The sequence below is a fragment of the Mesorhizobium waimense genome, assembly GCF_003601975.1.
In the GTDB taxonomy this organism is placed as follows: domain Bacteria; phylum Pseudomonadota; class Alphaproteobacteria; order Rhizobiales; family Rhizobiaceae; genus Mesorhizobium; species Mesorhizobium waimense.
The window spans coordinates 41,241-65,107 of sequence record NZ_QZWZ01000016.1; the positions used below are offsets into that span (position 1 = coordinate 41,241).

At 61.2% G+C, this 23,867-nt stretch carries 32 protein-coding genes; 9 read left to right on the forward strand and 23 right to left on the reverse strand.

Features of this window, described 5'->3' with window-relative positions; genetic code table 11:
- Positions 1-101: 101 nt before the first annotated feature.
- The 6 genes from D3227_RS20550 to D3227_RS20575 all read right to left on the reverse strand — a co-directional run bounded on the left by D3227_RS20550 (position 102) and on the right by D3227_RS20575 (position 5,554).
- On the reverse strand, positions 102-407 hold the full coding sequence (locus D3227_RS20550) for a hypothetical protein (RefSeq protein ID WP_147377641.1): 306 nt from the start codon (positions 405-407) through the stop codon (positions 102-104).
- Positions 407-2,647 carry a phage tail tape measure protein gene (locus D3227_RS20555; protein ID WP_120016141.1) on the reverse strand — a complete coding sequence of 747 codons (2,241 nt, stop codon included), beginning with the start codon at positions 2,645-2,647 and terminating at the stop codon, positions 407-409. The genes D3227_RS20550 and D3227_RS20555 overlap by 1 nt, the downstream gene beginning before the upstream one ends.
- 1 nt (position 2,648) lies before the next feature.
- Positions 2,649-3,044 (reverse strand): hypothetical protein, encoded by a 396-nt coding sequence (locus tag D3227_RS20560; protein WP_147377642.1) that lies wholly within the window; start codon positions 3,042-3,044, stop codon positions 2,649-2,651.
- 4 nt (positions 3,045-3,048) lie between these two features.
- Positions 3,049-3,522, reverse strand: a complete 474-nt coding sequence (locus D3227_RS20565) for a hypothetical protein (protein WP_147377643.1) — start codon at positions 3,520-3,522, stop codon at positions 3,049-3,051.
- A 364-nt stretch (positions 3,523-3,886) separates the two neighbouring features.
- Entirely contained in the window at positions 3,887-5,014 is a 1,128-nt protein-coding gene (locus D3227_RS20570) for a hypothetical protein (RefSeq protein WP_147377644.1), read from the reverse strand.
- A gap of 75 nt (positions 5,015-5,089) precedes the next feature.
- Positions 5,090-5,554: a hypothetical protein gene (locus D3227_RS20575; RefSeq protein ID WP_120016145.1), complete on the reverse strand. Its 465-nt coding sequence runs from the start codon at positions 5,552-5,554 to the stop codon at positions 5,090-5,092.
- Positions 5,555-5,646: 92 nt separating this feature from the next.
- Here D3227_RS20575 and D3227_RS41700 point away from each other — a divergent pair, with 92 nt between their 5' ends.
- A complete protein-coding gene (locus D3227_RS41700) occupies positions 5,647-5,823 on the forward strand; it encodes a hypothetical protein (RefSeq protein WP_167480780.1) in 177 nt (58 codons plus the stop codon).
- Between the two features lie 183 nt (positions 5,824-6,006).
- Here the strand turns inward: D3227_RS41700 and D3227_RS20585 are convergent, their stop codons facing one another.
- The 7 genes from D3227_RS20585 to D3227_RS20615 form a co-directional block, all read right to left on the reverse strand.
- A complete protein-coding gene (locus D3227_RS20585) occupies positions 6,007-6,507 on the reverse strand; it encodes a hypothetical protein (RefSeq protein WP_120016147.1) in 501 nt (166 codons plus the stop codon).
- Complete coding sequence (locus tag D3227_RS41175; RefSeq protein ID WP_147377645.1) at positions 6,504-6,821, reverse strand: hypothetical protein; 318 nt, start codon at positions 6,819-6,821, stop codon at positions 6,504-6,506. The genes D3227_RS20585 and D3227_RS41175 overlap by 4 nt, the downstream gene beginning before the upstream one ends.
- Positions 6,822-7,133: 312 nt before the next feature.
- The gene (locus tag D3227_RS20595; protein WP_120016148.1) at positions 7,134-7,313 is read right to left on the reverse strand and encodes a hypothetical protein; all 180 of its coding nucleotides are present in this window, start codon (positions 7,311-7,313) and stop codon (positions 7,134-7,136) included.
- Positions 7,310-7,504: a hypothetical protein gene (locus tag D3227_RS20600; RefSeq protein WP_120016149.1), complete on the reverse strand. Its 195-nt coding sequence runs from the start codon at positions 7,502-7,504 to the stop codon at positions 7,310-7,312. Before D3227_RS20600 ends, D3227_RS20595 begins: the two co-directional genes overlap by 4 nt.
- A complete protein-coding gene (locus D3227_RS20605) occupies positions 7,504-7,710 on the reverse strand; it encodes a DNA-binding protein (RefSeq protein ID WP_120016150.1) in 207 nt (68 codons plus the stop codon). The genes D3227_RS20600 and D3227_RS20605 overlap by 1 nt, the downstream gene beginning before the upstream one ends.
- Before the next feature lie 79 nt (positions 7,711-7,789).
- The gene (locus D3227_RS20610; protein ID WP_120016151.1) at positions 7,790-8,755 is read right to left on the reverse strand and encodes a hypothetical protein; all 966 of its coding nucleotides are present in this window, start codon (positions 8,753-8,755) and stop codon (positions 7,790-7,792) included.
- The gene (locus D3227_RS20615; RefSeq protein ID WP_120016152.1) at positions 8,755-9,975 is read right to left on the reverse strand and encodes a tyrosine-type recombinase/integrase; all 1,221 of its coding nucleotides are present in this window, start codon (positions 9,973-9,975) and stop codon (positions 8,755-8,757) included. The genes D3227_RS20610 and D3227_RS20615 overlap by 1 nt, the downstream gene beginning before the upstream one ends.
- Positions 9,976-10,576: 601 nt before the next feature.
- Here D3227_RS20615 and D3227_RS20620 point away from each other — a divergent pair.
- On the forward strand, positions 10,577-10,774 hold the full coding sequence (locus D3227_RS20620) for a DUF1127 domain-containing protein (RefSeq protein ID WP_120016153.1): 198 nt from the start codon (positions 10,577-10,579) through the stop codon (positions 10,772-10,774).
- Positions 10,775-10,843: 69 nt separating this feature from the next.
- Here D3227_RS20620 and D3227_RS41180 read toward each other — a convergent pair whose 3' ends face one another.
- Complete coding sequence (locus tag D3227_RS41180; protein WP_147377646.1) at positions 10,844-11,065, reverse strand: hypothetical protein; 222 nt, start codon at positions 11,063-11,065, stop codon at positions 10,844-10,846.
- Positions 11,062-11,388 (reverse strand): hypothetical protein, encoded by a 327-nt coding sequence (locus tag D3227_RS20625; protein WP_120016154.1) that lies wholly within the window; start codon positions 11,386-11,388, stop codon positions 11,062-11,064. Before D3227_RS20625 ends, D3227_RS41180 begins: the two co-directional genes overlap by 4 nt.
- Before the next feature lie 259 nt (positions 11,389-11,647).
- Here D3227_RS20625 and D3227_RS20635 point away from each other — a divergent pair, with 259 nt between their 5' ends.
- Together D3227_RS20635 and D3227_RS41705 are read left to right on the forward strand one after the other, a co-directional pair.
- A complete protein-coding gene (locus tag D3227_RS20635) occupies positions 11,648-11,938 on the forward strand; it encodes a hypothetical protein (RefSeq protein WP_120016156.1) in 291 nt (96 codons plus the stop codon).
- Positions 11,939-11,952: 14 nt separating this feature from the next.
- Positions 11,953-12,102, forward strand: coding sequence for a hypothetical protein (locus D3227_RS41705; protein ID WP_167480781.1), 150 nt, complete (start codon positions 11,953-11,955; stop codon positions 12,100-12,102).
- Positions 12,103-12,698: 596 nt separating this feature from the next.
- Here the strand turns inward: D3227_RS41705 and D3227_RS41710 are convergent.
- The gene (locus D3227_RS41710; RefSeq protein ID WP_167480782.1) at positions 12,699-12,860 is read right to left on the reverse strand and encodes a hypothetical protein; all 162 of its coding nucleotides are present in this window, start codon (positions 12,858-12,860) and stop codon (positions 12,699-12,701) included.
- Between the two features lie 311 nt (positions 12,861-13,171).
- Between D3227_RS41710 and D3227_RS20640 the strand changes: the two genes are divergently transcribed.
- Positions 13,172-13,408, forward strand: coding sequence for a hypothetical protein (locus D3227_RS20640; RefSeq protein WP_167480783.1), 237 nt, complete (start codon positions 13,172-13,174; stop codon positions 13,406-13,408).
- 607 nt (positions 13,409-14,015) lie between these two features.
- Here D3227_RS20640 and D3227_RS44345 read toward each other — a convergent pair.
- On the reverse strand, positions 14,016-14,282 hold the full coding sequence (locus D3227_RS44345) for a DUF3631 domain-containing protein (RefSeq protein WP_120016159.1): 267 nt from the start codon (positions 14,280-14,282) through the stop codon (positions 14,016-14,018).
- Between the two features lie 853 nt (positions 14,283-15,135).
- Here D3227_RS44345 and D3227_RS20660 point away from each other — a divergent pair.
- On the forward strand, positions 15,136-16,278 hold the full coding sequence (locus D3227_RS20660) for a hypothetical protein (protein WP_120016161.1): 1,143 nt from the start codon (positions 15,136-15,138) through the stop codon (positions 16,276-16,278).
- A 321-nt stretch (positions 16,279-16,599) separates the two neighbouring features.
- Here D3227_RS20660 and plsY read toward each other — a convergent pair whose 3' ends face one another.
- The 5 genes from plsY to D3227_RS20690 all read right to left on the reverse strand — a co-directional run bounded on the left by plsY (position 16,600) and on the right by D3227_RS20690 (position 20,531).
- Positions 16,600-17,187, reverse strand: a complete 588-nt coding sequence (gene plsY, locus D3227_RS20670; protein ID WP_120016163.1) for a glycerol-3-phosphate 1-O-acyltransferase PlsY — start codon at positions 17,185-17,187, stop codon at positions 16,600-16,602.
- 285 nt (positions 17,188-17,472) lie between these two features.
- Positions 17,473-17,745: a hypothetical protein gene (locus D3227_RS20675; RefSeq protein WP_120016164.1), complete on the reverse strand. Its 273-nt coding sequence runs from the start codon at positions 17,743-17,745 to the stop codon at positions 17,473-17,475.
- A gap of 12 nt (positions 17,746-17,757) precedes the next feature.
- On the reverse strand, positions 17,758-18,141 hold the full coding sequence (locus D3227_RS20680) for a class I SAM-dependent methyltransferase (RefSeq protein WP_147377647.1): 384 nt from the start codon (positions 18,139-18,141) through the stop codon (positions 17,758-17,760).
- Positions 18,142-18,282: 141 nt separating this feature from the next.
- Complete coding sequence (locus D3227_RS20685) at positions 18,283-19,569, reverse strand: dihydroorotase (RefSeq protein WP_120016166.1); 1,287 nt, start codon at positions 19,567-19,569, stop codon at positions 18,283-18,285.
- On the reverse strand, positions 19,566-20,531 hold the full coding sequence (locus tag D3227_RS20690; RefSeq protein ID WP_120016167.1) for an aspartate carbamoyltransferase catalytic subunit: 966 nt from the start codon (positions 20,529-20,531) through the stop codon (positions 19,566-19,568). Before D3227_RS20690 ends, D3227_RS20685 begins: the two co-directional genes overlap by 4 nt.
- Positions 20,532-20,648: 117 nt before the next feature.
- Here D3227_RS20690 and D3227_RS20695 point away from each other — a divergent pair, with 117 nt between their 5' ends.
- The 3 genes from D3227_RS20695 to D3227_RS20705 all read left to right on the forward strand — a co-directional run bounded on the left by D3227_RS20695 (position 20,649) and on the right by D3227_RS20705 (position 23,381).
- Positions 20,649-22,319 (forward strand): DNA alkylation response protein, encoded by a 1,671-nt coding sequence (locus D3227_RS20695; RefSeq protein WP_483466631.1) that lies wholly within the window; start codon positions 20,649-20,651, stop codon positions 22,317-22,319.
- Positions 22,320-22,479: 160 nt separating this feature from the next.
- Positions 22,480-23,040: a hypothetical protein gene (locus D3227_RS20700; RefSeq protein WP_120016168.1), complete on the forward strand. Its 561-nt coding sequence runs from the start codon at positions 22,480-22,482 to the stop codon at positions 23,038-23,040.
- Positions 23,040-23,381, forward strand: coding sequence for a DUF6105 family protein (locus tag D3227_RS20705; RefSeq protein WP_120016169.1), 342 nt, complete (start codon positions 23,040-23,042; stop codon positions 23,379-23,381). Before D3227_RS20700 ends, D3227_RS20705 begins: the two co-directional genes overlap by 1 nt.
- Here the strand turns inward: D3227_RS20705 and ruvX are convergent.
- The gene (gene ruvX, locus D3227_RS20710) at positions 23,299-23,805 is read right to left on the reverse strand and encodes a Holliday junction resolvase RuvX (RefSeq protein WP_120016170.1); all 507 of its coding nucleotides are present in this window, start codon (positions 23,803-23,805) and stop codon (positions 23,299-23,301) included. The two genes, D3227_RS20705 and ruvX, sit on opposite strands and share 83 nt — an antisense overlap.
- Positions 23,806-23,867: the final 62 nt, after the last annotated feature.

Here is a 23,867-nt window from a genome sequence, read left to right on the forward strand (position 1 = left end):
CCCCCGAGAAAGCCCCCGGCAGCCGGGCCGCCTGATTTCTCAATGCAGCAGCAGCGCGCCGACGACGGCGCACGAGACGATGAAGGCGAGCCAGGCGATCATCATGCGCTGCCGCCCGTTTCTGCCTTGGCGAGCAGCAGTTGGCCCATAAAGTCGATGGTGCCGACGACATCGGTGAAGAACTGTTGCGCCATCTCACAGGGCAACGCGAAGCGATGGATCGAGCCATCCGGCCGATGAAGCTGCAAGCCTAGCCATCGGCCATCCGGCGACGTACCGATCCAGTATTGATCGAAGGCGACAGCTTCGAAGTCTCCAAACTGTTCCATAAACGCCCGGCGATTGTTGGCGACGAGCTCGGCTGCCTCCGGTGGCGCTTCCCACCACTTTTCCGACCAACTGGTCATCAGCGGGGCCTCCGGCCGGCGCTGCTCGTCGCTTCAGCCAAGGCGAACTGCTGAAACCGCGTCACCGGGTCAGCCTGCCCGATCAGGTCGATGACATCCTGCACGGTCGTGCCGTATTGAAGCTTGATCAGCGTCGTCTTGCCAGTGAAGCCGGAGGCCGGCGCCAGATTGGTTTTTGCAAGGCCGCCACCGGCGAAACGCTGGACTGACATGGAGCGGTTGAACTGGTCGACGGCACCGCCGAGCGAAAATCCCTGAAGGCCTTTCAGCGAGGGCAGGAAGCCGTTATTCAGGGCATGAAAGAAATCGGCGCCGAGTGCCTTGACCACCTTCGCCCTTATCACGAATTCGCCGACGGACAGGCGAGCCATGATTGAATCGGAGGTCGACGTGCCCGGCCCGTTGGCCAGGAAGCCACCGCGCGCAAAGCCTTGTGAGCCGCCGCCGCCCGAGCCGCTGTCGCCACCCAGCCCGACGAGTTGTTTCAGCTTGTTGATGGCGGCCGAGATCCTGGCGATGATGTTGTCGATGAACGAACCGATGCGGCCCAAAGCCGACTGCGCCATCTGAACAACGCCATTCCAGACGGCAGATAGGCGCTGCTTGAGGCCATCGAACGCACTGACGATGCGGTTGACGACTTGGGTGGAGATATCGCCCAGGCGGGCGACCAAGCTGTTCCAGACCTCGACGACGGCCTCGACAGTCGCGTTGAAGGCATCAACGGCAAGTTGCTGGCCTTCCTGGAAGGCGCCGACGATGTTGTTCCATAGGCCGGTTGCGCCGTCCACAATCGCCTGCCAGGCGCCCGCAGCGCCATCGCTGATGAATTGCCAGGTGGCAGCGGCGCCGGCCTTGATATCCTCCCAAAAAACGCCGATCAGGACGCCGGCCGTAACCGCCGCTGCGGCGATGGCGAGCGGGATTCCTCCCACCAAGCCGGCCAGGAAGCCGATGCCCGCGACCACAGCGCCGATGGTCGAGGCAAGCAGGGCGAAGGCTCCGACAGCCGACAAAATAGCAGTGCCGAGCGCAAGTTCGCCGGCTGTGACATCTGTGCCGAAAACTCGGTTGATCTGGTCGGCAACGAATTGCGCGCCCTCCCGCAGCAACCTGAACGCCGGCAGGATTAGGCCGTTGAAGACGCCAGCGACATCATTGCCGAACTGGACGATGGCGGCGCCCCATTCCCTGATGAATGGCGATTTGATGTTTTGCGTGTTGCCGGACAGCAAGTGAAAGAGATCGCCGAGCGCGCCGGCCGTGACCTGCGCAACCTTCTGCCCGAAGGCGACAATGGCGACCCGGTTGTTGTTGATCTCATCGCGAAGCCCGGCGGCAAGCGTGGTGAACAGCGGCGCGAACAGCAGACCCAATTGGATGCGCGTACCGCGTACCGACTTGCCGAGCGAAGCAACGGTGTCGTTGAAATCTTCGGCCGCCTTCGTCTGTTCGGGCGTGAAGACGATTCCAAGGCTTTCGGCTTCCTTGCCGAGATCGATGAGCCCCTTTTTCCCGGCATTCAAAAACGGCAAGAGTTCAGCGCCCGCCTTGCCGAACAACTCGATTGCCAATGCAGATTTCAGCGCACCGTCTGGCATCCTGGCGAAAGCATCGGAGACTTCGAGCAGGATCTGTTCGTTGGTCTTCAACTTGCCGGAGGCGTCCCGAACGCTAATGCCGAGTTTGGTGAAGATGTCTGCAACCGGCTTTGCCGCCGCCGCCGCGTCCTTGGCCTTGGCCCCGAAGCGGGTGACATGAACGCCGACGTCCTCAATCGCCTTGCCGGCCTTGGTGCCCTGCGCCGCCGCTTCGGCAATCGCCCTGTTGAGCCGCGACATGCCGGAGACGAACTGTTCCTGGCTGACATCGGCTTGACTAGCGGCGAATTCCAACCGGCCATAAGCGTCGATCTGCAGGCCGGTTTTCTGTGCTGCCTTGCCGGCAGCATCGGCGGCTTCAGAACCTGACTTGGCAAGGCCGAGCACCGCCGCGCCCGCGGCAGTAGCGCCCGCCGCCAGGCCGGTGCCCAGCAATGCCAGGTTCTTGCCGAGCGCGGCAAGGTCCGTGCGGGCTTTCGACAGGCTGGCCGAGAACTTCTGAAAGTCGGCCTTGCTCGCTGCCTGCTGAATGGCTTTGAACGCCGCTTCGCCGGTTTTTCCGAGCGCCAGGAGTTGGGCTTTGATGGTGTCGCCGCCGTCGAGCGCGATTCGTTGCGTGATTGTGGATTTGCCGGCCATGTCAGAAGCCCTTCGCAAGTTTGTCATTCGCCTTGGCAATCGCCTTATCCCAGGCATTCACTTTGGGCTTTTCGGGCTCCTTGGCCGTGGAAGCCGGAGCGCTCGCGCTTCCGAGATTGGCCTTGGATTTCGCGATGATGGCCTGTGCCGCCTCGCTTCGCTTTGTGCGAGTGCGCATGTTGGCTTCGAGCGATTCGTCGGGATACCGGCTCTGCAACATGGCGAGGTTCTCTTTCTCGCCGTCGGTGAGTTTCATGAACGTACCGTAGCCGCCGGTTTTGGCGCCCGTGGCGGTGAAAAAGGCGATGAGGTCTTCGGCCTGGGCGAAGGCAGAAGCGTCACCGTGCTCGACGGCGCGGCGCCAGTGGCTGGGGAAAGATGCGGGGACCATTTTCAATTCCTCAAAGTTGGAGCTTCGCGGCGCTAACCGCGTCGCCCGTCTTGCGGGCCAGGATGGAAGCCGAAACAAGCCAGTCGATCACCCATGACGGGCGAAGCATAAAACCGGCGCCGGTCTCGAAATCGCCGCGCTCGACATAAGGACAGCCGGCACGAAGCCACGTCAGCACCGACGCGGCCGGCTCGCCGATGAGGTCGGCCATCTCGTCAAGCCTTACGGGCTTGGCCTCTGTGGAATGGACTTCCTGCCAGCTATCCAGACGGTCGAGCATAGCGGCAAGCGGACCGTCGGCAGGATCGAACTGCTTCGGTGGCTCGGCCTTCAGCGCCTTCAGAGCGGTTCGCAGATACCATGCGCGGTGGCCGCCTGTGACCACGCCATCGGCGGTGACACGATCGAGCGCGGCGGCAATTGTGCGACGGTCTCGGTTCAATTCAACGGCCAACGCGGAGATGCTGTAAAGGCTCGGGGTCATCGCCATTGTTCACACTTTCGCTGCCCTGTGGTGGAACACGTTCACAATCCTGTGGCTAGGGGGAGCATGTGCTACGCCGCCCCGCATACGGTTTGACGGCCGGGGAGGACCCGTCAGAGTTGCAGGGTGCGGGCCGGATGCAACCGCTGAGCAACACCCGGCCCTGTGCCTCTGCTGCAGACTGACAGGAATGCCGCTGTGGCAATCTGAGATGCAGGCAGAGCAGCAGCACCAAGTGCCACCCTGCCTGCTATGCCCGAGCGCAATGACGAAAAAGCCACGGGCAATTGGCGAGACCGGCCGACGGTTTGCCGCCCGGTCTCTTGTTGCAATGCGGGAAGGATCACCCATTGCTCTGCTTAACCTATGAGATCTGTATGCCGAGCACTGCCTGTGCATCAGCATCGGTGCGGCGGTCGATGCGCGTGCCGCTCAACTCTGCCTGATCGATCAGGGCTTCCTCGTCACGCTCTAGGCCATGCAGGCGTGCGGTAAGCTCTGCCTCGGCTGATGCGCGGTCATTGTCAGAGATCCCGGTGCCGTCGGCGACCGCGTCGATCTCCTTGTTGATGGCTGCGATCAGCGCGTCACGGTTCACCCAAGTGGTAAAGGCAAGGGCCGCGAACAGATCGCGGGAAATGTTGGACTGGCTGCGAGGCTCAAGCGAGAGGGCGAAGCGGACTTGCTCGCCGTGGTCGAGCAGGCTCAGGACAGACGGGCGGCCATCGGCGGCAAGACGCTCGATCTGTTCCTTGGCCTTGGCCTTGGCTGCCGCCACTGTGATCGGTCGGGCGCGCAAATCGTTGAGGTCGGCCAACGCCACGGCCCGCTCCTGTCGAACGCGCTCGATTGCCTCGACGGTGGTTTCGCCCTTTCGCAACTTAGGCGCCGCTCCCTGATAGGGGATGATCTTGGAACCGGGCGGGAGTGCCTTCAGCCAGCGCTCCAGGTTGGAGTCGAGCAGTCCGGCCAGCGCCCGGGAGCGTCCCGATTTCTCGCTCTGCTGTTCGACGAGACGATTGTGGATTTCCGTCAACCTGGCGTGCTTGCGCTTCGTCTCGTCGATCCGGGCAAGGAACGCCTTGGCCGATGACGTCGGCTCACGACCGGCGCGTTCGTCGCTGGCGAAATGGATGTTGCGGTTATACTCGCTTTCGAGCTTCTGAATTTCATGAAAAGCCTTCAGCTTGTCGATGTGGGAATCGTTGATCCTATCGAACATCGGCTGGACCAGGTCATGGGCTGCCGTCCGTTCATCGCGCAGGCGCAGCAGCTTTGCGCGCGCTGGCTTCGGCAGGCGGTCGGCGGGATCAGTGCCATCATCAACAAACGCCCACATGAAGCCGTCAGCCGTGGCGTATGGCTTGAAGTTGCTGGCCTCGCCGTTGGCAATCGCAATCGCGCGGTCCCAGCCGATGCCGCCGCCGTTACCGTCGCCCCTTGCGGAAACGCGCCGTGGCGTATGGTCTTCTCGATAGCTGCCGTATGGCATGTTGCGCTCCAATTCGTGAATGTTGGTGAGATCATAGCAGGTCGGATTTGGCCGCCTCAGAATGAAGACGCGTTATCAGTCCTGAACAATTTCAATGAGATAGGCAGGGCTCAAGACGCGCCCGCCGGACAGTTTCAGCACCGACCACAACAATCCAGCGCGCGTTCCGATATCTTCCGGGCAGCGTTCGCAAGTTCGAAGCGTCGGCCAATGCCAGGACGCGAACTGCTCCAACTCGTCGAGCATGGCGTCGATGACATTGCCGCCGGCAGCATCTTCTCCGAGGTCACCGGCAAGGGCTCGAATGGCTTGGTCGCGGTCGGCGATCTGAAGCGCGCGCCGTGCGGATGTCTGGCCCTTGCCGGCACGCACTCCCAGCGTGGAATCGATCGAGGTGCCGTCGAGGAGGTAGCGGTCGATCGCATCGGCCAGGGGTTCGGCGTCCTCGGGATCGATCGGCCTGCCTTCACGGAGACGACTACAGATGCGCCGGAGACGCAGGCCAGCCTCGGTTGCATGTTGGCGGGCGGGAACCGTCATGGCCTCGCCCCCGCGTCACGGCGCGAGCCGCCGCTGCCCACAATTACGGAACGAACCGGTCCGCCGTGAGTTAGCCAATCATGATAAACACCATGAAACCCCACCAGGCCGATATTTTGGCGTCGGAACTCGCCAATGCCAGGGAGCGCATCAATCGCACCGAGCTCGCGATTGAACGCACAGAAGAAATGCTGGCCGAGAATCTCGCGCTGCGCGGCAGGATACGAACTGCTGTCGAAGCTGCAGAGCGCTTTAGCTTTCGAGGGTAAAGCGCCATCGGCGCGTCTTGGCGCCTCTTTCCTCCCAAGCCCCTTTGCGGCGCTGGTGACGAACGCGAACTTTCGCGATTGATCCTCTAAAGTTTCAGTTTCGGTCTTTCGTATTGTTTCGGTCTCCGTCTCCGTCTCCGTCTCCGTATATCGATAGTCCTTCGATACCCTATCCATGGGCTATCACCGCTGCATGATGCGAGTGTTGAGCAAACGGCTCTGGGTATTGGCTGCGCTTGACAAACCTGCCCGTTCCGCAGAGCCAGCGGCTTCTGCAGCCTCGCCCAATTCCGTGCCCATGAAGTCGGCGTCCACCTTCTCCCTGAGCATCTCGCTCTCGATCTTGTCGACTTGCGCCCGGATGGCCTTGGCGTACTTCCAAGAGCCCTTCGAGTTGTGCTTGAACCAGCGCTCGACGTAGATCTCGTTCGTGTCGGCATCGGTGATGATGAGCCCAGCCTCTTCCACGGTCGACAGATAGCGCTGGTACTTCTCCAGGGGCCAATGCGGTCCAAGGTCTGCGCACGCATAGCCAGGCCTGATTTGCGAACATCCGCAGCTTGTCTGGTGCGGTCCGGTCAGCAAGTAGAGGAACAGCGACCGACCGCTGTCATCGAGGCCCAGGTAACGCCTGGAGCTATGAAGCCCAGGCGCCACCATCGTAAAGTTGCGAGTGTTGCTCATGCGGCACCGCCGATCTGGCCGGCGATCCGCCGGAGGAGCGCCGTTACCGACGACTCCGCCTCAATCGCCATGGGAATAGGGTCTCCCATCTCGATTGGCTTCACCTCCCTGTATTGAGACAGCATCTCTCGATTGCGCCGCCAGTCAGCTTCGGTCTCGGAATGCCAGCTTGAGAAGATGTTTTCGCCTGCCGACCAGCGGACACGATGATGAGGGCAGAAGCACCAATGCGACTTGTGGACGTTCGCCCAATGGGCTTCGCCGCACTGTGGGCAGCCGCCGAAGTATTCCTCGCACACAAGCTTCGTGCTCATGACGCGGCCTCGCAGCGCAGCCGGCGGTGCTCTGCAACATGATGGCGACGACATAGAAACCGCCCGCGCAAGGGCTGGTCGTAATGCTCCGGATCATGATGGAAATCGGCTTTCTCTTCGCCGCAGACTTCGCAGCCCTGCCTAACGAGAAGGCCCCGGCGAATGGCCGACGCAACCGCGACGTGAGCCCAGCGGGCAAGGGGATGGTTGTCCCTCCACCGGGCTTGAGGTGTGGTGCCGGAAGCGTTAGAAGTGCGTGTCGACTTTCCTTTGCCGCTGCTCCCGATGCTAGTCGGGGCGGCGGCTTCCATTTCAGGAGGCCCGCGCATTGGCGCCTCCCTTCACGATCTTGAACAGTTCGAGGGCTTCAGCCGGCGTCAGCCGAAAGCGCTGCGCCAGCCATTCGCGAACGGTCCAGCCGTCCTTGCCTTCGCCGGCATAGGCGACGAAAAACGAGGCCTTTTCGATAAGGTCGTCGGTGAAGGTCATCATCCGGCCCTCGCCATTGCCATGTTGTGGCGCCTCACGGCTTCACAAGCCTCTGCGGGGCTGAGGCCCATCGCCCTAAGTGCCGGGATGGCGGGGCCGCGCTGACTGCGTGGCGTTTCGGCCAGGAAGCGCTCGCCGCGTTCGATGGTCGACGGCTCGGTGGTGTGGTCTTCTGTTTCGGGATGGCCAGTCATCACGCAGCCCTCCGGCGAGGATTCGGCTTGCGCTCCAGAGCCTCTATCCATGCCTTCACCGACGGCACGCGGTAGAGGATGCGGCCGCCGAGTTCGACATAGGGAAGGCCGTCGGGAAGACGCTGCCACCGGATCAAGGTGCGCTCGCTGACCCGCAATTCTTTCGCGAGGGCAGGGCGGTCGAGATATTCGTCAAGTAGGCTCATTTCGCTGACACTCCTTTCGGTGAGGTGACAGCGAGAACCTACGGACGGACACGCGCTTAGGTCGTCCGAACAACCCGGCCTATTTTGATAGGGTTGTTCGGATTTTCGCCTTGCGTTCAAATCGAGGAATTGCGAGCCAACTGGACAGACGCTCGGCGCGGAGGGCCATGAAATCCGCTTCCTTGATCCTGCCGATCGCGCGGAGTTCAAGCGACTTGCTGAAATGTTCGGCGGCTCGGCCCCTGATCCGCTCCCTTGTCTTCATCGCTTTTACAGCCAATCCGATATCGTCCTTCAGTCCGGCATTTTCGGGATCTGCGCCGGTGGCAAATATATAGGCCAGCCGAACAAACTGAGCGAAGCGGCCGGTTGGCGAACTGGTGAGATCATGTCCGGCTTCGATGTTCCAGAGGAAGCTCAGATGTCGGACGAATTTCTGTTTTGGGGAACCATATAGATGCGCATGAAGCCCACGACCTCCGCCGGACCCTCTGTCCGGCATGTCGGGATTACCTGTGCCGTATTTCTTCACAAGATCACCCCGCGCTGCCTGGGCGGAGTGTGAGGTCTGGCGCAACAATTCTTCAATTTCGCTGCGCAACGCCAACATCACAAAATCGTCGAGAGGTTCGCCTGCCTTTTTCCCGATTGCGTCAAGTTGCTCAACAACGTTTTTGATCAAACGTCCGAGAGATGCTGCCCCTTTCGATATATCTTCAAGCGCGCTAGACATCCGAGAGACGCGAAAATCGTCATTTCGTTTGGAGTATTCATTGAAGTGGTCGACAATTTCCAACAATTTTACAGTGAAAGTCAGCGAAGAGCCTTCATCAGCGTCACCCACAAGCATATGCAGGAGTTCACCGAGCAAGGCGTCTCCCTCCGAGGGTTTGGAGGCCGGCTGCCGTTCTGAAGTCTCGTGCTCTAACGCCAGGAGCGCCCTTTCGTCCTCTGTCAAAAGCCGAGGCGGGTCGGGATCGACGACAATGTTGCGAACGTGCGCCTTCCATTCCTCATGCGAGGGGCGGCGCTTCTTTTTGTCCATCACGCACCGCCTTTCAGCGGCATGACCTCGGCACCCTTGTCCTTGGCCATCACAATCGATCCTGCGCGCTCGGTGGCCTGCCGCAGTGGGTCGTCCATAAGATGGCTGTAGCGGGCCGTGGTGGCCGGCTGTGAGTGTCCTAGCAGTGCCCCGATGATTGGCAGGGAAAGGCCGGCGCTGGCCAGCACAGAGGCGTAGGTATGCCGTAGATCGTGTATGCGGGCCGATGGCTTCAACACGATCTTTTCGCCGACGGTTTCGGCGGTGACGATGCCGGCGGCAAGGCATACCTCACGCCACTCTCCCTTGATCTCGACGCGGTGATCGGCGCCCCGGCCAGGGAACACATACACGGCATCGTCCTTGGCCTTCTCCCGCAGTTCGGTGAGCAACAGGCGGGCAGGGGCCGACAATGGCACCCTGTGCATGGTCTTTTGCTTCGTGGTCGCACCCGGCTTGGTCCATACGCCAGCAGTGAGGTCGAACTGGTCCCACTTCGCGGCCTGGACTTCACCGCGGCGCGCGCCGGTGAGAAGCAGAAGACGGAAAATGTTTGCCGCCTGTTGATCCTCCAGCGTGGTCAGTGCCTCGGTGAGTTTCAGAAGCTCGGCGGGGGAAAGATAGCGGTGGCGCTTCTGCTCGTCGTTCCGCTCGATGCCCTTGGCTGGATTGTCGATGCGCCACCGCCATTTGATGGCAAGGCCGAACATCTTCGAAAGCACAGCGACCGTCCGGTTCGCCAGATATGGAGCCGTCTTTGAAATCTTCCGGTGCAGGTTGTCGATGTCGGTGAACTCGACTTCGACCACCTTCTTGTTTTTGAGGGCCGGCAGGACGTGGTTCTTGATCAGCGCCTTGTAGTCGCGGGCAGTCGAATCGCGCTTCTTTGTCAGATGATCCTTTTCGAACCGATCGCAGAGATCAGCGACGGTCTTTGCCTCCCGTGAGGCGGCGACCTGGCCCATAGGGTCGGATCCTACATCGATCTGCTTTTTGAGGTTCTTCGCTTCTTCGCGGGCAGCGGTGTATTTCCAGTCGGTGGAGGAGCCGATGGTGTAGCGTCTTTCCAAGCCGGACTTGGTCCGATAGTTGAGAATGAACGCCCTGGCGCCGGCGGCAGTCACGCGAACGCCGAAGCCCTTCACGTCGTCGTCATAAGTGATCTTGTTGCCGCTGGCGGGTGTCGGCAGCGCCTTGATAATGGCATCTGAAAGCTTCACGCCCTTGCTCCGTGTCCGCACTGTGTCCGTCGAAAGGACGGCAATCAGGTTGCGAGCATTGTCGCATGGTGTCCTGATTTGTCAAAGCATGTCCATTTGAAATCAATCGCTTAATGTGCGGACACGGACAAAATCGAATGAAAGCAAAGCCTTGGCAAAACGGCCCGGAATGAACTTTTAATCAGTAGGTCATGGGTTCGAATCCCATCGCGCTCACCAAAAATCTCCAAGCAAACACAAATAGATAAAGTTTCGGATACGAAACGAATAAGAAGCGGGATTTCGGCTGGGCTAACGGACGGCTAACAAAAAGCCCGCCACCCAGGGAGAGGCGGCGGGCGCTAGTTCGGGAGGAGTGTCGGGCGCATCCCCTTTGCCCGTGAACAACGGTACGCCTCGCTTAGCTGGATAATAAGCTCGCGCCGGTTGAAGCTCTGCATATTCAAGCTGCGTGACTTTTCTGCCACAAGATACAGAAAGCCCGCCACCTGAGGCAGCCGGGCAGTCTTTGCCGTACGGGTCTGTGAGGTTTGTCACAGACGCATCGACGTATCGGCTTAGGCTGCGTGCAGTTTCCTGCAGCGGTGAAGGGAGTGCTCCGATGCTTGTGAATCTTCCTCTTGTCGCAGTAGTTGGTCCCCTTGTCGATTGGCTCGATCGCCGAGCCGAACAGAAGGCGCAGTTGAAGGCAATGGACGAACTGAGTGACGCACCAGACGACATGCTCAGTGACATCGGGATTTCCCGTGATGACATCGAGACCACACGCCTGCGGTCCAGCCGGAGGGTGGTGGGCTAACAAAAAGGCCCGCCACCGTGAGGCAGCGGGCCAATTATTCTCGTCGGGAATATTTTGGATCAGCAGTGTTCAGTTGAGAGTTGGCTCCGCCAGCCACTCGTTCCTGCCGAGCGATGCCGGATAGACGCTGAGGCAGACCGGATAACCGACTGAATTCGACGCCCGCAAGTATTCGTCGAGTGCGGCAGCTAGCTCCCTTCCTAGCCGCTTTAGTTTTTGTTCAGCCGTCGCGATCTCTTGAAACCGCCAAGAGTGTTGGAGGTTTTTCGCCGGAATTGTTGCGCCGCTCATATCCCGCTCTTCACCAGCACTTCTTGCGATTCTAGATCGTCGGGCCACATGATGATTTCGCCGTCTCCCGATGGCTCGCTGTCCCCGCCTTCCTCGTCGTCGCAATTGTCGTGCTCCAGATCATCGGGGCAGCCTAGCGACGGCTCGTCGTCGCCGGTCTCCTCCAGATCGCAATCGGCTTCCATGAGATCCAGCGCCGTGATCAGCGACATGGCACGGTCCAGGAGGTCACTCAGGCGCTTCTCGACCGACTGGCGCCATTCGCGCGGATCCATCCCCTTCGGCATGCCGAGAGGCTGCAGTACGGGCGTATGCGCGTTCATGACACGACCTCGCCATATCGCGTCACAGGCCCGATGATCCCATAGGGGTCATTCAACTTCCCTGCGTTGGTGCTGAGAATGCGCGAAAGGCTTGACCCTTCGGTGCACGTTATGATCAGCCACGGGCACTGAAATTCCTCCTCCAGCAAGGCTTTCAGCGCGTGGAAGTGATGCTTGATCTGCTCCCGCCGCGACGGCGGGTTTTTGGCCGCAGCGACGGCTGGCAGTGCCAGCGACGCCGTATGAGGTTTTGCGAACAATGGACCAGAATGCGGGCTGCTTCACCCCACCTGTGGCGACAAAAATCAGGGCCATGAAAGAGCAACTCGCGACTCTGAGGATGCCGTTTGCTAAGCAAGAGCTTAAAGGGAAAGGCGGCCCTATCAGGGGTGAGAATTCGGTTACCAGCCTCAACAACAAATCATTTAAGTTTCGCGTCAGCGGGGAAAGCTTCGATGCTCGAGAAATGATTGCATCGGTTTGTGAACTGCTCGCTAGCATTCGTCGGGCGGATATTCTCAAACCAATGCCCATCGCCCCAAGATCATAGCATCGCGGGGGATCTTGATTTCCTTCTACATTGCCGTCATCACCGCCTCGATGCTTGCCGGTGCCGTCTGGCGCTATCGTCGCCGCGACATGATCGGCATGGGTGCCTGCCTTCTGATGGCCGGCATGGGTGTCTACGTTCTGTTTCGCGAGTTGCCGGGGTGAGGCCGCGGAAGGCATGAAATTGGCCCGCTGCCGGGAAAAGCAGCGGGCCCTATCATCAAGGCTGGCCGGAAACGGGATTGGGGCACAAGGGCATCCGGCCAGCGCAATAAACGGCGCCGGATAAGGTTTGTTCCTACGCCAGGGCCCTTGGTTAAATTCGTACCATTCGTTTAGGCGTCGCGGGATGGCGATCGCCGGTTGACGCGAGTTCATCGCGGCGGGATGTCAGAATGACTTAGGCGGCACGTACAGGCAGATCGTAATGTCAGGGTTGCCAACTGGTATTTCACCATGCCGGCCTGCCGTTCCTTGGGCGTGACACCAATGAAAACGCATGTCGTGCGACTGATGCACCCTGCGTCCGCGTAAGGCAGCAATTCGCCTGACGGCACCTTGAAGCCCATGCTTGTTTCGCGAACGGCACCGTCTGCCATCGGCTCGCAATGCTCGTCATGGCAGCACTGTTTTTCGTACCAGCCATCATGTGCCGATGCCGAGGGCACTCCGTAATCGCAGGCTGCGGCGACGATAACGCCCAATCCGATTGCGCTTCGCCCTTTCAATGTCCAGACCTTATCATTTGCGGTGATCCCTTATTAGCGCTTCACCTTCGGCGTGACCTCCTCGACCCGCACCTTGTCGCCGATCTCTCTCGCCCAGGCCAGAGCCTTGGCCTTGTCCTTGGTGGTCAGCACCGTGCGCCAAAACGGCTTCTCGAAGACGCTCACGATGTAGGTCGTCTCAGGCTTTTCAGTCATTGCTAAAATATAGCCGCCTTACCAGAGACGTCTAGCTGCTGCGGTGGCCGGGCTCTACGTCCAGAGACGCGTATCAAGTCCGAGCCGCGCCTGTTCGCCTTGGGCGAAGGTTTTGGCATCTGTCTGGGAACTGAAGCCCTTGACCCTTACCGTGCCGTCCTCGATGACCCGCACGTAATCCCTGTTTCTTTAGATCTCGGTGTCTGGTGACGCGCGGGGTGCTTCTTTTGCACTTGCGGGCGAGGTTGTTCCGCTCATCCATGGCGACCGACCCGGGAACGAAGCCTTCCGTGGCGGGTTAACACTTCATCATGTACACGTTGGAACCCCACGGTCGCGGGATAGCGGCCGACCTTCTGAACTTGGAAATGGCTAGGGCCAGGCAGCGCGTCAACCGAGCCAAACTCGCCCTCGAAAGCGCCGAAGAAATGCTGGACGATGACTGTGGCGTGGCCGTCAATCTCACGCTGTGCGGCAGGATACGGGCCGAGCAACGGCGCGTGATCGAGGCCAGGGAGCGACTGACAAAGATCGATCCCCGGCACTGACGGCGTTCCTGAATTAGCAAATCTAAATGCGAGCGCGGCGCCACCTGTGGTAGAAACGAACTGCTGGAGTAGGTCGCTCGGGAGGGGTCCTTGGGTATAAAATCGAAGCTCGCCCAAATGTCGGCGGCGCTGCTCGCCAAGCGTGTGGTCGCCGCTCAATCCACTGGTGCCGTCAAGCCGATCCGAACGTCGCTCGCCGACGTTCCTCTTAGGCGCCAGCCTCTTCCGTTCAAGCCGAAACCGCCGGTCCGTCCGTGTAGCAATATGTAGGATCAGCCAGACAGCGAAGGTCGGACAACGGAACGAAAGTCGGATTCGCGAATTCTACTGCCAGCTAATTGGAATCGTCGCCCATGAGGCTTGCGACCCTCCACCTTGAAACTGCGAGATACGGGGACGTATATCGCGCCGAAATGCTCGCGAAGCTGAGGCGGCAAGTTGTGCGGCACATCAAGCGCACAGACGCGTCGGCTCAAAAAGTCGAAGAAGCGCTGGCCAGGTTGACCGAAGCAAACGCGCCCACGGACCGGCTGGCTCAGTATGGCCGCCGTCCCCGGGCTGCTTCTTTCTGTAGAAATTTCTGGAAGTAAAACTTTCTGAGCGAATCTCATTCGGCCGCCTCGGCTGTTGCCCTTGTTGCGTATGTTGCGCTCTCTTGGGGAGGCGGAGAGAGGTAGCGTTTCCAGGCATCTATGAAATCTGTCCGATGGTAGCCGCGTTGTGTAGCTGTACCGATCCTGACCACCTTCGGCTTAATACCGTAGGGACGTAGCTTCTGTGCCAAGTGCCTGTCATCAATAGGTTTGCCTCTGATGTCAGACCATGGAGATTCATCAAGGTTACAGAGTCGGAGCAAGATGGATTCGGTAGCCAGTGCATCTACCTGCCACTATTTCACGGGAATAGGGACGTACACGACGCCAAGCTATGCCGTGACCGGCTGCCCGCGATTTATCAGCGTTGATCGGTAAGGGCGGTTAGAGCGGCGCAAACGACGCCACCACCAAGTAGAGGCTGATCGCGCTGCCGCCGCCTGGCTTAGCCGCTGTGATGGATAGCCCCATCTGTGCACTGGCGAAGACCTTAGCTGCAGTGCTGAGACCTTTCTGGTTTGAGTCCCAAATGAGGTCAGTGCCGACTTTGTCAACGTTCGTCCAATCGATGCCGGTATGCCGCTATCCAGGTACCACCCCGCAACAACTGTCTTTGACGACATTTGCCGCTCCGGGCATCTGAAGCCCCGGGTGATTTCTCAAACGGAGGTCGCCAGGCACATTAGCAATCACTTGTATTTCTCTAAAATCAGGATCATGCTGAGCCAAGCGGTGTGGGGCCACTGGATCGAGGTTAGTGGGTTTGAAGGGGTAAGCGCCATGGAATTCGCAAGTTGCTTTGATCAAAGCGGAACCGTTCTCGCGTCGACGATCTTCCTTAGCATCACAGCGGTTTTCATAATCTTGGCCGCATTTGCCGCTGCGCGTTTGATTACAACGTCTGGCGCAGGTTCCATCGAACGGCTTCGGACCGCGTAAAGCCAGCGAGGGACCTCGCCCGCGCGCGTTGCGGCTCACGGGTGGTTGTCGGCCTCGACATATGGCCGCGGGCTAACCCGCAATCTGCTTTGCCTGTGATCGATTAGGTCGCCCAGTCGGGAACACTCGGCAGCCCCAAGCTTGTCGCCACACAGGTCGATGGCTAAACTCAGCCTTCCCAAGGGAGGCTCGAGCATGGCACTTCACCTTTCGGCGGAAACTGTCGCTCCCAGAGCGGCGACACCTCAAAAGTATCTCTTCGGCCCGGTTGCCGACTTCCTCATGCTTGGTGGCAGCGCATTTCTAATCCTGCCATTTCTGTTCTTGGTGCCGCTTGAATACGAAGGCGCTGTAGCCGCAACGATGGTCTTCGTGGCCTATCTGATAAACTATCCCCACTTCGCCCACTCTTACCAACTTTTCTACCGCAACTTTGGGCGCAAGGTGAGCGGGAACGGATACGACAGGGGCCTTCAGCTTCGCTACATTTTCGCCGGCATCATCGTTCCCGTTATCATGGGCGCGTTCTTTGCGTATGGCGCGGCGGCGGCGAACGCCCGTCTCTTGGGATATGCAACCAATGCGATGTTCTTTTTCGTCGGCTGGCACTACGTCAAGCAAGGCTATGGCATGCTGATGGTGGATGCCGTCCTGAAGCGCAAATTCTTCGACGATCGAGACAAGAAGGTGCTGCTGGTCAACAGCTATGCCGTGTGGATCCTGGCATGGCTGCAGACGAACACAGCAGTCACCCAGGGCAAATATTATGGCTTGGAGTATTACACATTTGCGGCGCCGTCGTGGATCACCGGCCTTGCCCTGCTGACAGCCATTGCTTCCACGGCGGTCACAGTTCTGATGCTGATCAATCGCTGGCGAACAAACGGCGGCAAGCTGCCATATAACGGCGTCGTGGCCTACGTCGCATCGCTTTACCTTTGGATTCTGATTGCGCGAATAAACCCGCTCTGGCTGCTTGTGGTGCCTGCGCTCCACTCGCTCCAGTACCTCGCGGTGGTCTGGCGTTATCAGACCAATGTCGAGCGCGACGATCCGGAAGCCGTAAGAGATCCGCCACTGAAGATCCTGTCCTTCCTCGGCCCTCTATACAGGCTGCGGGTCCTGGGATTCATCGTTGGCGGTGCCGCCCTAGGATATCTCGGTTTCTGGCTCATCCCGTTCGCGCTGACGGCTTTGATCCCGTACGACAGGGAGGTGCTTGGGTCATCGCTCTTCTTCTTCATCGTGCTGATATTCATCAATGTGCATCATTACTTCCTGGACAACGTGATGTGGCGCCGCGGCAACCCGGAGGTGTCGAAGTATCTGTTCCGTTAGGCAGTTCAGCGACAGCCACGATGAATCTGCTGCCGTCGTGCCAACGGAAAATTCAAGAACGTCCGAAAACCGGCGAAACATTCTCGCCGGAGTGGCACGTCGCCCCGGAGCAACTGCCTTTTAGTCAATAGGTCATCGCGCTCACCATTCCATCTGCCAACGAGTCTGCTAGATTCCGGCCGCGGTGAGACTGATTCCAGTTTCGCCGCACCCGTAGCGTTTGCGCCATAATACCGGCCGGGCCGACATTCGGCGTGTGGATCAGGCGAAGCCAGCTCAGCCGCTGCCGGTCGCTGAGACGCGGCCCGACGGCAGGCTTGCTCACCCCTTGGCTCCGATCTTGCCCTCGGTGCCGGCAAGCAGCCGCGAAATGTTGGCGCGGTGTTTTATGATGGCGATCAGGCTCATCATCACGAACAGCCCGGCAATCTGAGGCGTGCTCAGGAAATAGAGCGCGATCGGCACAACCACGGCCGCCACCAGTGCCGCCAGCGAGGAGTAGCGGAACAGGAAGGCGACGGCGAGCCACACGACGGCGAAGATCAGTGCCACTTGCCAGGCCAGCCCGATCAGCACGCCGAGATAGGTGGCGATGCCCTTGCCGCCCTTGAAGCCGAGCCAGGCCGGGAAGAGATGGCCGAGAAAGGCGCCAAAGCCGGCCCAGAGCCCGAAGTCCGACCCGAAGCGGGTGGCGATTAGCACCGCTGCCGTGCCCTTCAGCGCGTCGAGCAACAGCGTCGCGGCGGCGAGCCCCTTGTTGCCCGTACGCAGCACATTGGTGGCGCCGATATTGCCGGAGCCGATCTTGCGCACGTCGCCGAGGCCGGCGGCACGGGTGATCAAAAGACCGAAGGGAATCGAGCCGAGCAGGTAGCCGAACACCAATGCCAGGATCGGGCCGTAACTCATTGTTTCCCCCAACGTTTCCTTGGTTGCCGAAATGACGCGTCGCACCCCGGCAGGCCTAAGTCGAAAACACTGTGCGGCCCGCCACCATCGTTTGCAAGACCTTGCCTGCAGCTGCGCGCCCGGCTTCGACATGCCGTCGGAAATGCTGAACAGCCTGGCGGGCGCGGTGGGCTGTATCTGATCAGCCTGGGCAGCGGAACGTAGACATTGTGATAATCGCAGCACCCCGCCAAGTTGGACCCGTGGGTGCACACCCGATCCCCGGGTCTTGAACGGTCCTCTCGATCAAGCCGCAGCGCAGACGAACGAATCGCCGATCAGCGGCCCATCGCCGGGTGCTCTCCGGACGACCCGCCAGCCCGATCCCTCGACCAGACGAGCAAGGAACTCGGGGCTATAGAAGCACCGGCCGCCGTTCCGCTCCGGGCTCCGGTCCTCGAACGCGGCAATCCCCTCGTCCAGGAAGCAAGTGAAGAAGAGACGGCCCTGGTCTGTCGTGTGGTGGCGCAGGACGGTCAGAATGGATGCCGCGTCCTCAGGGTTCTGGTGGGTGATCACAGAAAACGGTGATCACCGAAAACATCGAGACGATGTCAAAGGCATGCGCGCAAAGTGGAACTCTGTCTCGCAGGAGAGCGGGCGCCCGGACGGATTGTAGGCCGGGTGGCGCGCGTCCAGGATAACACAGGAGAAGCGGGGATCCCGCACGGCGGAGCGCAGGAAGTCGATCATCTCTGCGAAACAGTCGATGCCGGTATAGGAGCCGATCGGAATCCTGCGATTGAGGATCGCCTGGCTGAACCGGACAACGCAGCCGAAGTCCAGGAGCCGGCTGGCCGCGAGCGTCTCCAGCCCGATCTGCCGCTGCATCCTCTCCAGCAGCCAGGCACCGCTGTCCTCGGCCGGCATCAGGGAGGTGACGGTGTGGGAGTTTCGATTGAACTTCTGCGGCACGATCAGTTCCGGCGCGGGACGCAGGCGGTGCCAGATCGTCCGCAACCAGGCGGGGACGATGCAATCCCATGGCAAGCGCTCCCTTGGCAGCGAAGATGCGTAAGGCGGTCCGCAACGCCCCTGATGCTCGGTTCGAAATGCTCAGGCAGAAAACACTGTGCGGCCCGCTACCATCGTTTGCAAGACCTTGCCTTGCAGCCGCGCACCTTCGAAACAGGTGTTCTTCGAACGCGAGCGGATGCCGCTTTCGCTGACGATCCAGGGTTCGTCGAGGTCGACGACCGCAAGGTCGGCGACCGCGCCCGGCTTCAGCGTGCCGCCGGGCAGGCCGAACAGCCTTGCTGGCGCGGTGGACAGCGTCTCGATCAGCCGAAGCAGCGGCACGTCGCCATTGTGGTAGAGCCTGAGTGCGGCGCCCAGCAGCGTCTCCAGGCCAATGGCGCCGGCAGCCGCATCGGCAAAGGGCAAGCGCTTGGTGTCGACGTCCTGCGGATCGTGCGAAGAGACGATGATGTCGATCGTGCCGTCCTTGACCGCCTCGATCATCGCCAGCCGGTCCTCCTCGGCGCGCAGCGGCGGTGTCAGCCGGAAGAAAGTTCGGTATTCGCCGACGTCGTTCTCGTTGAGCGACAGGTTGTGGATCGACACGCCCGCCGTGACATTGGCGCCATCGGCCTTCGCTCGTGTCACCGCTTCCGCCGCCATCGCCGTCGAGATCTTGGCCGCGTGGTAGGCGCCGCGCGTCAGCCGCGCCAGCGCCAGGTCGCGCTCCAGCGGGATCGATTCGGCCTCACGCGGAATGCCGGCCAAGCCGAGCCAACTGGCATAGAGGCCTTCATTCATGACGCCTGCCGAGGCGAGGTCTGCATCCTGGGTCTCATGCGCAATGACGCCGCCGAAATCGCGCGCATAGGTCAGCGCCCGGCGCATCACCAGCGCACTGGATATGGTGTGGCGCCCGTCGGTGAAGGCGACCGCGCCGGCTTCGCGCAGCAGGCCGAATTCGGTCATCTCGCGGCCGGCAAGACCCTTGGTGATCGCCGCCGCCGGGAAGATGTTGATCACGGCCGTGTCCTTGGCGGTGCGCAGCACAAACTCGACCAAGGCGACATTGTCGATCACCGGATCGGTATCGGGCATCATCACGATGGAGGTGACGCCGCCTGCCGCCGCAGCGACACTCGCCGAGGCAATCGTCTCGCGATGCTCGCCGCCGGGTTCGCCGATGAAGACGCGTGCGTCGATCAGCCCGGGGATGAGCGCCTTGCCGGCGCAGTCGACGACGATGGCGCCTTCCGGCACGCCCTGGTTCAGGGCAGCTTTGTCAGCTGCGACGATCTTGCGGCCCTCGACGATGACGGTGCCGATCTCGTCAATACCACGCAACGGGTCGACAATGTGCGCCTTGCTGAACACCGTTGTCGTCATGCGCCGCGCCCCTCATCGTTGCGGCGCGGGTCGAGCAAAGCTTCCATCACCGCCATGCGCACGGCGACACCCATTTCGACCTGCTCCTGGATGACGCTTTGCGGGCCGTCGGCGATTTCCGAGGCGATCTCGACGCCGCGGTTCATCGGGCCTGGATGCATGACCAGAGCGTCGTCCTTGGCCGCCTTCAGCTTTTCGGCATCGAGGCCGAAATAGCGGAAATACTCGCGGATCGACGGCACGAAGGCGCCTTCCATCCGCTCGCGCTGCAGGCGCAGCATCATCACCACGTCGGCGCCTTTCAGCCCTTCGGCCATCGAACGCGCGACGATCACGCCCATTCTCTCGATGCCTGACGGCAGCAGCGTTGAAGGGGCGACGACGCGCACCTGCGCGCCGAGCGCGTTCAAGAGCATGATGTTGGAGCGCGCCACACGCGAATGCAGGATGTCGCCGCAGATCGCCACGATCAGCTTCGACAGCGGCCCCTTGGCGCGGCGGATGGTCAGCGCATCGAGCAGCGCTTGCGTCGGGTGTTCATGCGCGCCATCGCCGGCATTGACCACCGAGCAGCCGACCTTCTGCGCTAGCAATGCGGCTGCGCCCGCCGACTGGTGGCGGATGATCAATATGTCGGGGCGCATGGCGTTCAGCGTCATCGCCGTATCGATCAGCGTCTCGCCCTTCTTCACCGAAGAGCTTGCCACCGACATGTTCATGACATCGGCGCCGAGCCGCTTACCGGCCAACTCGAACGACGATTGCGTACGGGTCGAGGCTTCGTAGAAGAGGTTGATCTGGGTACGGCCGCGCAACGTCGAGGTCTTCTTCTCCGGTTGCCGCGAGATGGCGACAGCCCGGTCCGCCCGGTCGAGTAAAAGCTCGATATCGGCGGGGGAAAGATCGCGGATGCCCAGAAGATGGCGGTGCGGGTAGAGCGGCAGGGACGAAGCGTCGGTCATCTCAAGGCGCTGCTATAGGGTGCAGAATTCCCTGCTGCAAGCACCGGCTTTGGATTGCGGCCTTTCTCCCCGGTATTTTCGTCGCGCGCCTTGCGTGGCTTGGGCTATAACCCGCCGATGGCTTCGGATTCGACCGACCTCCGACGACAAGGACAGAGCGTGACCGACGACGTGACCAACCAGCCGCCGCCGCTGACGGGCGGCAACGCCTGGCGGGGCGATCCGTTGCTGATCCAGCTTGCCGAGCGCTTTTCCGATCCGGTGCGCAAGGATCTCGATGGACTTGGCCGTTTCGTGCTGACGCAGGAAGCGCAGGAATTGGCCCGCCTGGCCAATGTCGAGACGCCGAAGCTCAGGACGCACGATCGCCAGGGCCGGCGCATCGACCTGGTCGAGTTCCATCCCGCCTATCACGCGCTGATGCGCCGCTCCGTCGCCAACGGGCTGCATTCCTCGGTCTGGGAGAATGGCGACGCCGAGATCGGTCGCCGCCATCAGGTGCGCGCCGCCCGCTTCTACGTCACCGCAGAACTCGAGACCGGGCATCTCTGCCCGATCACCATGACCAGCGCTTCGCTGGCGGCGCTGATGGCAAGCCCAAAGCTGTTTCGTGAATGGGCGCCACGGGTGACAACGCGCAAATACGACCAGAGCCAGAAGCCGCCGGTCGAAAAGACTGGGCTGACACTCGGCATGGGCATGACCGAGAAGCAGGGCGGCACCGATGTGCGCGCCAACATCACCAGGGCCGAGCGCGTCGGCAGCGGATTCTACCGCCTGACCGGCCACAAATGGTTCATGTCGGCGCCGATGTCGGATGCCTTCCTGGTGCTGGGACAGGCGCCGGAAGGGCTTTCCTGCTTTCTCGTCCCGCGCATCCTTGGCGACGGATCGGGCAACGGCTTTCGCTTCCAGCGGCTGAAGGACAAGCTCGGCAACCGCTCAAACGCCTCGTCGGAAGTGGAGTTCGTCAATGCGATCGGCGAGATGGTCGGCGAACCCGGGGCAGGGGTCAAGACGATCATGGACATGGTGACGCTGACCCGGCTCGACTGCGCCGTCGCCTCCTCGGCGATCATGCGGGCGGGCCTCGCGGAGGCCGTCCATCACACACGCCACCGCCAGGTGTTCGGCGCCACGCTGATCGACCAGCCGTTGATGCAGCGCGTGCTGGCAGACATGGCGCTCGACGTGGCTGCCGCCACCGCGCTGTCGTTCCGGCTGGCGCGCTCTTTCGACGAGGCGGCCAGCGACCGTGGCGAGGCGGCCTTCGCCCGCGCAATGACGCCTGTGGTCAAATACTGGGTCTGCAAGATCGCGCCACCATTGCTCTATGAGGCGATGGAATCCCTCGGCGGCAACGGCTATGTCGAGGAGGCGCCGGTCGCCCGCTACTACCGCGAAGCCCCGGTCAACGCGATCTGGGAAGGCTCCGGCAACGTCATGGCGCTCGACGTGCTGCGCGTGCTCGGCCGCGCGCCAGGCCTGTTCGAGGAGGTGCTGGCCGGCATCGACCGCGATCTCGGCGCCGGCGGTCGCGGCACCATAGGCGTGCTCAAGGCGGCCATGCAGGTGGCGGCGACCGACGAGGGCTCTGCACGACTGCTCACCGAGCAGTTGGCCTTGTCGGCTGCCGCGGCCGAGCTACGCCGGCTGGGGGCAGGGCGGATCGCCGATGCGTTCGTCGAGACCCGGCTCGCCGGCCAATGGCGCAACACGTACGGCATGCTCGATTCCCGCCACGATGCGCGCATGATCATCGACACGCTCTATCCGCCGGTGAACTGACCTCACAACCAGGCTTTTTTCGCCCTTCGCCGTGTCCTGTGGATAGCCGTTAACCTTAACAAATGGTTTCCGTTGCGATGGCGGGCCGCAGAGCCCACAGTCGTGGTGGAGCAAGGATTGGTTAACCATAGGCCGCCTGTGCTCGCGAAGCAGGAACGCCATGCGGCACGTACTGACCTCTTTTCTGGCCTTGCACTGGGCGATCGTTTTCGCCTTGCTGGCCTTCATCTGCATCGACGGCAACCGCGGTGTCGCAGGCGCTCTCGGCGTGCTGGGCGTGGCTGTCGAGAGCACTCACTTGGCCGGTCTAAATGACGCCGTCGTCGTCGCGCCTTTGGCCATCGCACTGCTGGTCGTGGCGGTGCTGTTCTGCTGGGCCTTCGTCGAGACCCTGATCAACATCGCGGCAAATCCCGATGCCACCGACATCGTCGTGCGCATCGCCTTCGTTTCCGCGTCCGGCGTCCTGTCGTTGATCCTGGTCGGCGGCGCCGCGCAAGGCATCGACGGACTGTTCATGGTCATTGCCGTGCAACTGACGGCGCTGCTGGCATCCTATGTTGCCGTGCTGGCGGAGCGGCGGTCGGCGTTAGGCATCACGGTTGCCGTCGAAAGCGAGATCCGTGCCAGAGCCAACGTCATGGCAAGAGGGGCGGCGCACAGTTCCTTGCTCAACCGTATTTCCGGCCGCTCGGACACGAAGCATGGGGATGGCCGCTGATGCGCATTCTGTTCGCACTGTGGGCGGCTCCCATGGCCTTGTTCTGGGGCTGGTTCTATTTGTCGCTCAACGACATCAATTTCGGCTATGTGATGCTGAGCCGTCGGCTGCATGACCTGGTGTTCGAGCTCTACGGTCAAATGCTGGGCATCGATCCGGCGATCATTCCGGGTATGGTGGCCAAGACCTGCGTCTTCGACGGCTTCCTGCTGATGGCGCTGTGGGCGTTTCGCCGCCGCCGCAACATTGCCGCCTGGGTCAGGAACCGCTGGATGAATCCGGTTCCGCCGGAGCGGATGAGCCGAGCGACTGAAGCCGGTCAAGGACTCCCTGCAGAATAAAGGCGGCCGCTGCCGAATCGATCTTGCCGGCGCGCTTCTTGCGCGAGAAATCCATCTCGATCAGCGTCCGCTCGGCAGCCACGGTCGATAGCCTCTCGTCCCAGAGCACGAAAGGCAAGTCGGACAGGGCAGCCATGTTGCGCACGAAGGCACGCGATTTCTGGGCGCGTGGACCTTCCGACCCGTCCATGTTGACCGGCAGGCCGAGCGCGATCGCGCCGACATTTTCCTTCTGCAACTGGGTGAGCAGCAAGGCTGCATCGAGCGAGAACTTTCGTCGCAGGATAACAGGGCGCGGATGGGCGAAGGATAGCCCGCGGTCGGAAACCGCCACGCCTATCGTCTTGTCGCCGAGGTCGAGCCCGGCCAGCGTCCTGCCGCCGGCAAGTCGTGCCGGCAAGTCCTCGATCGGTATGATTCCCAACGGTTCTCCTTCGATAGAGCGTGACACGCTCTTTTGACCGGCAACGATACTATGGCACTTTC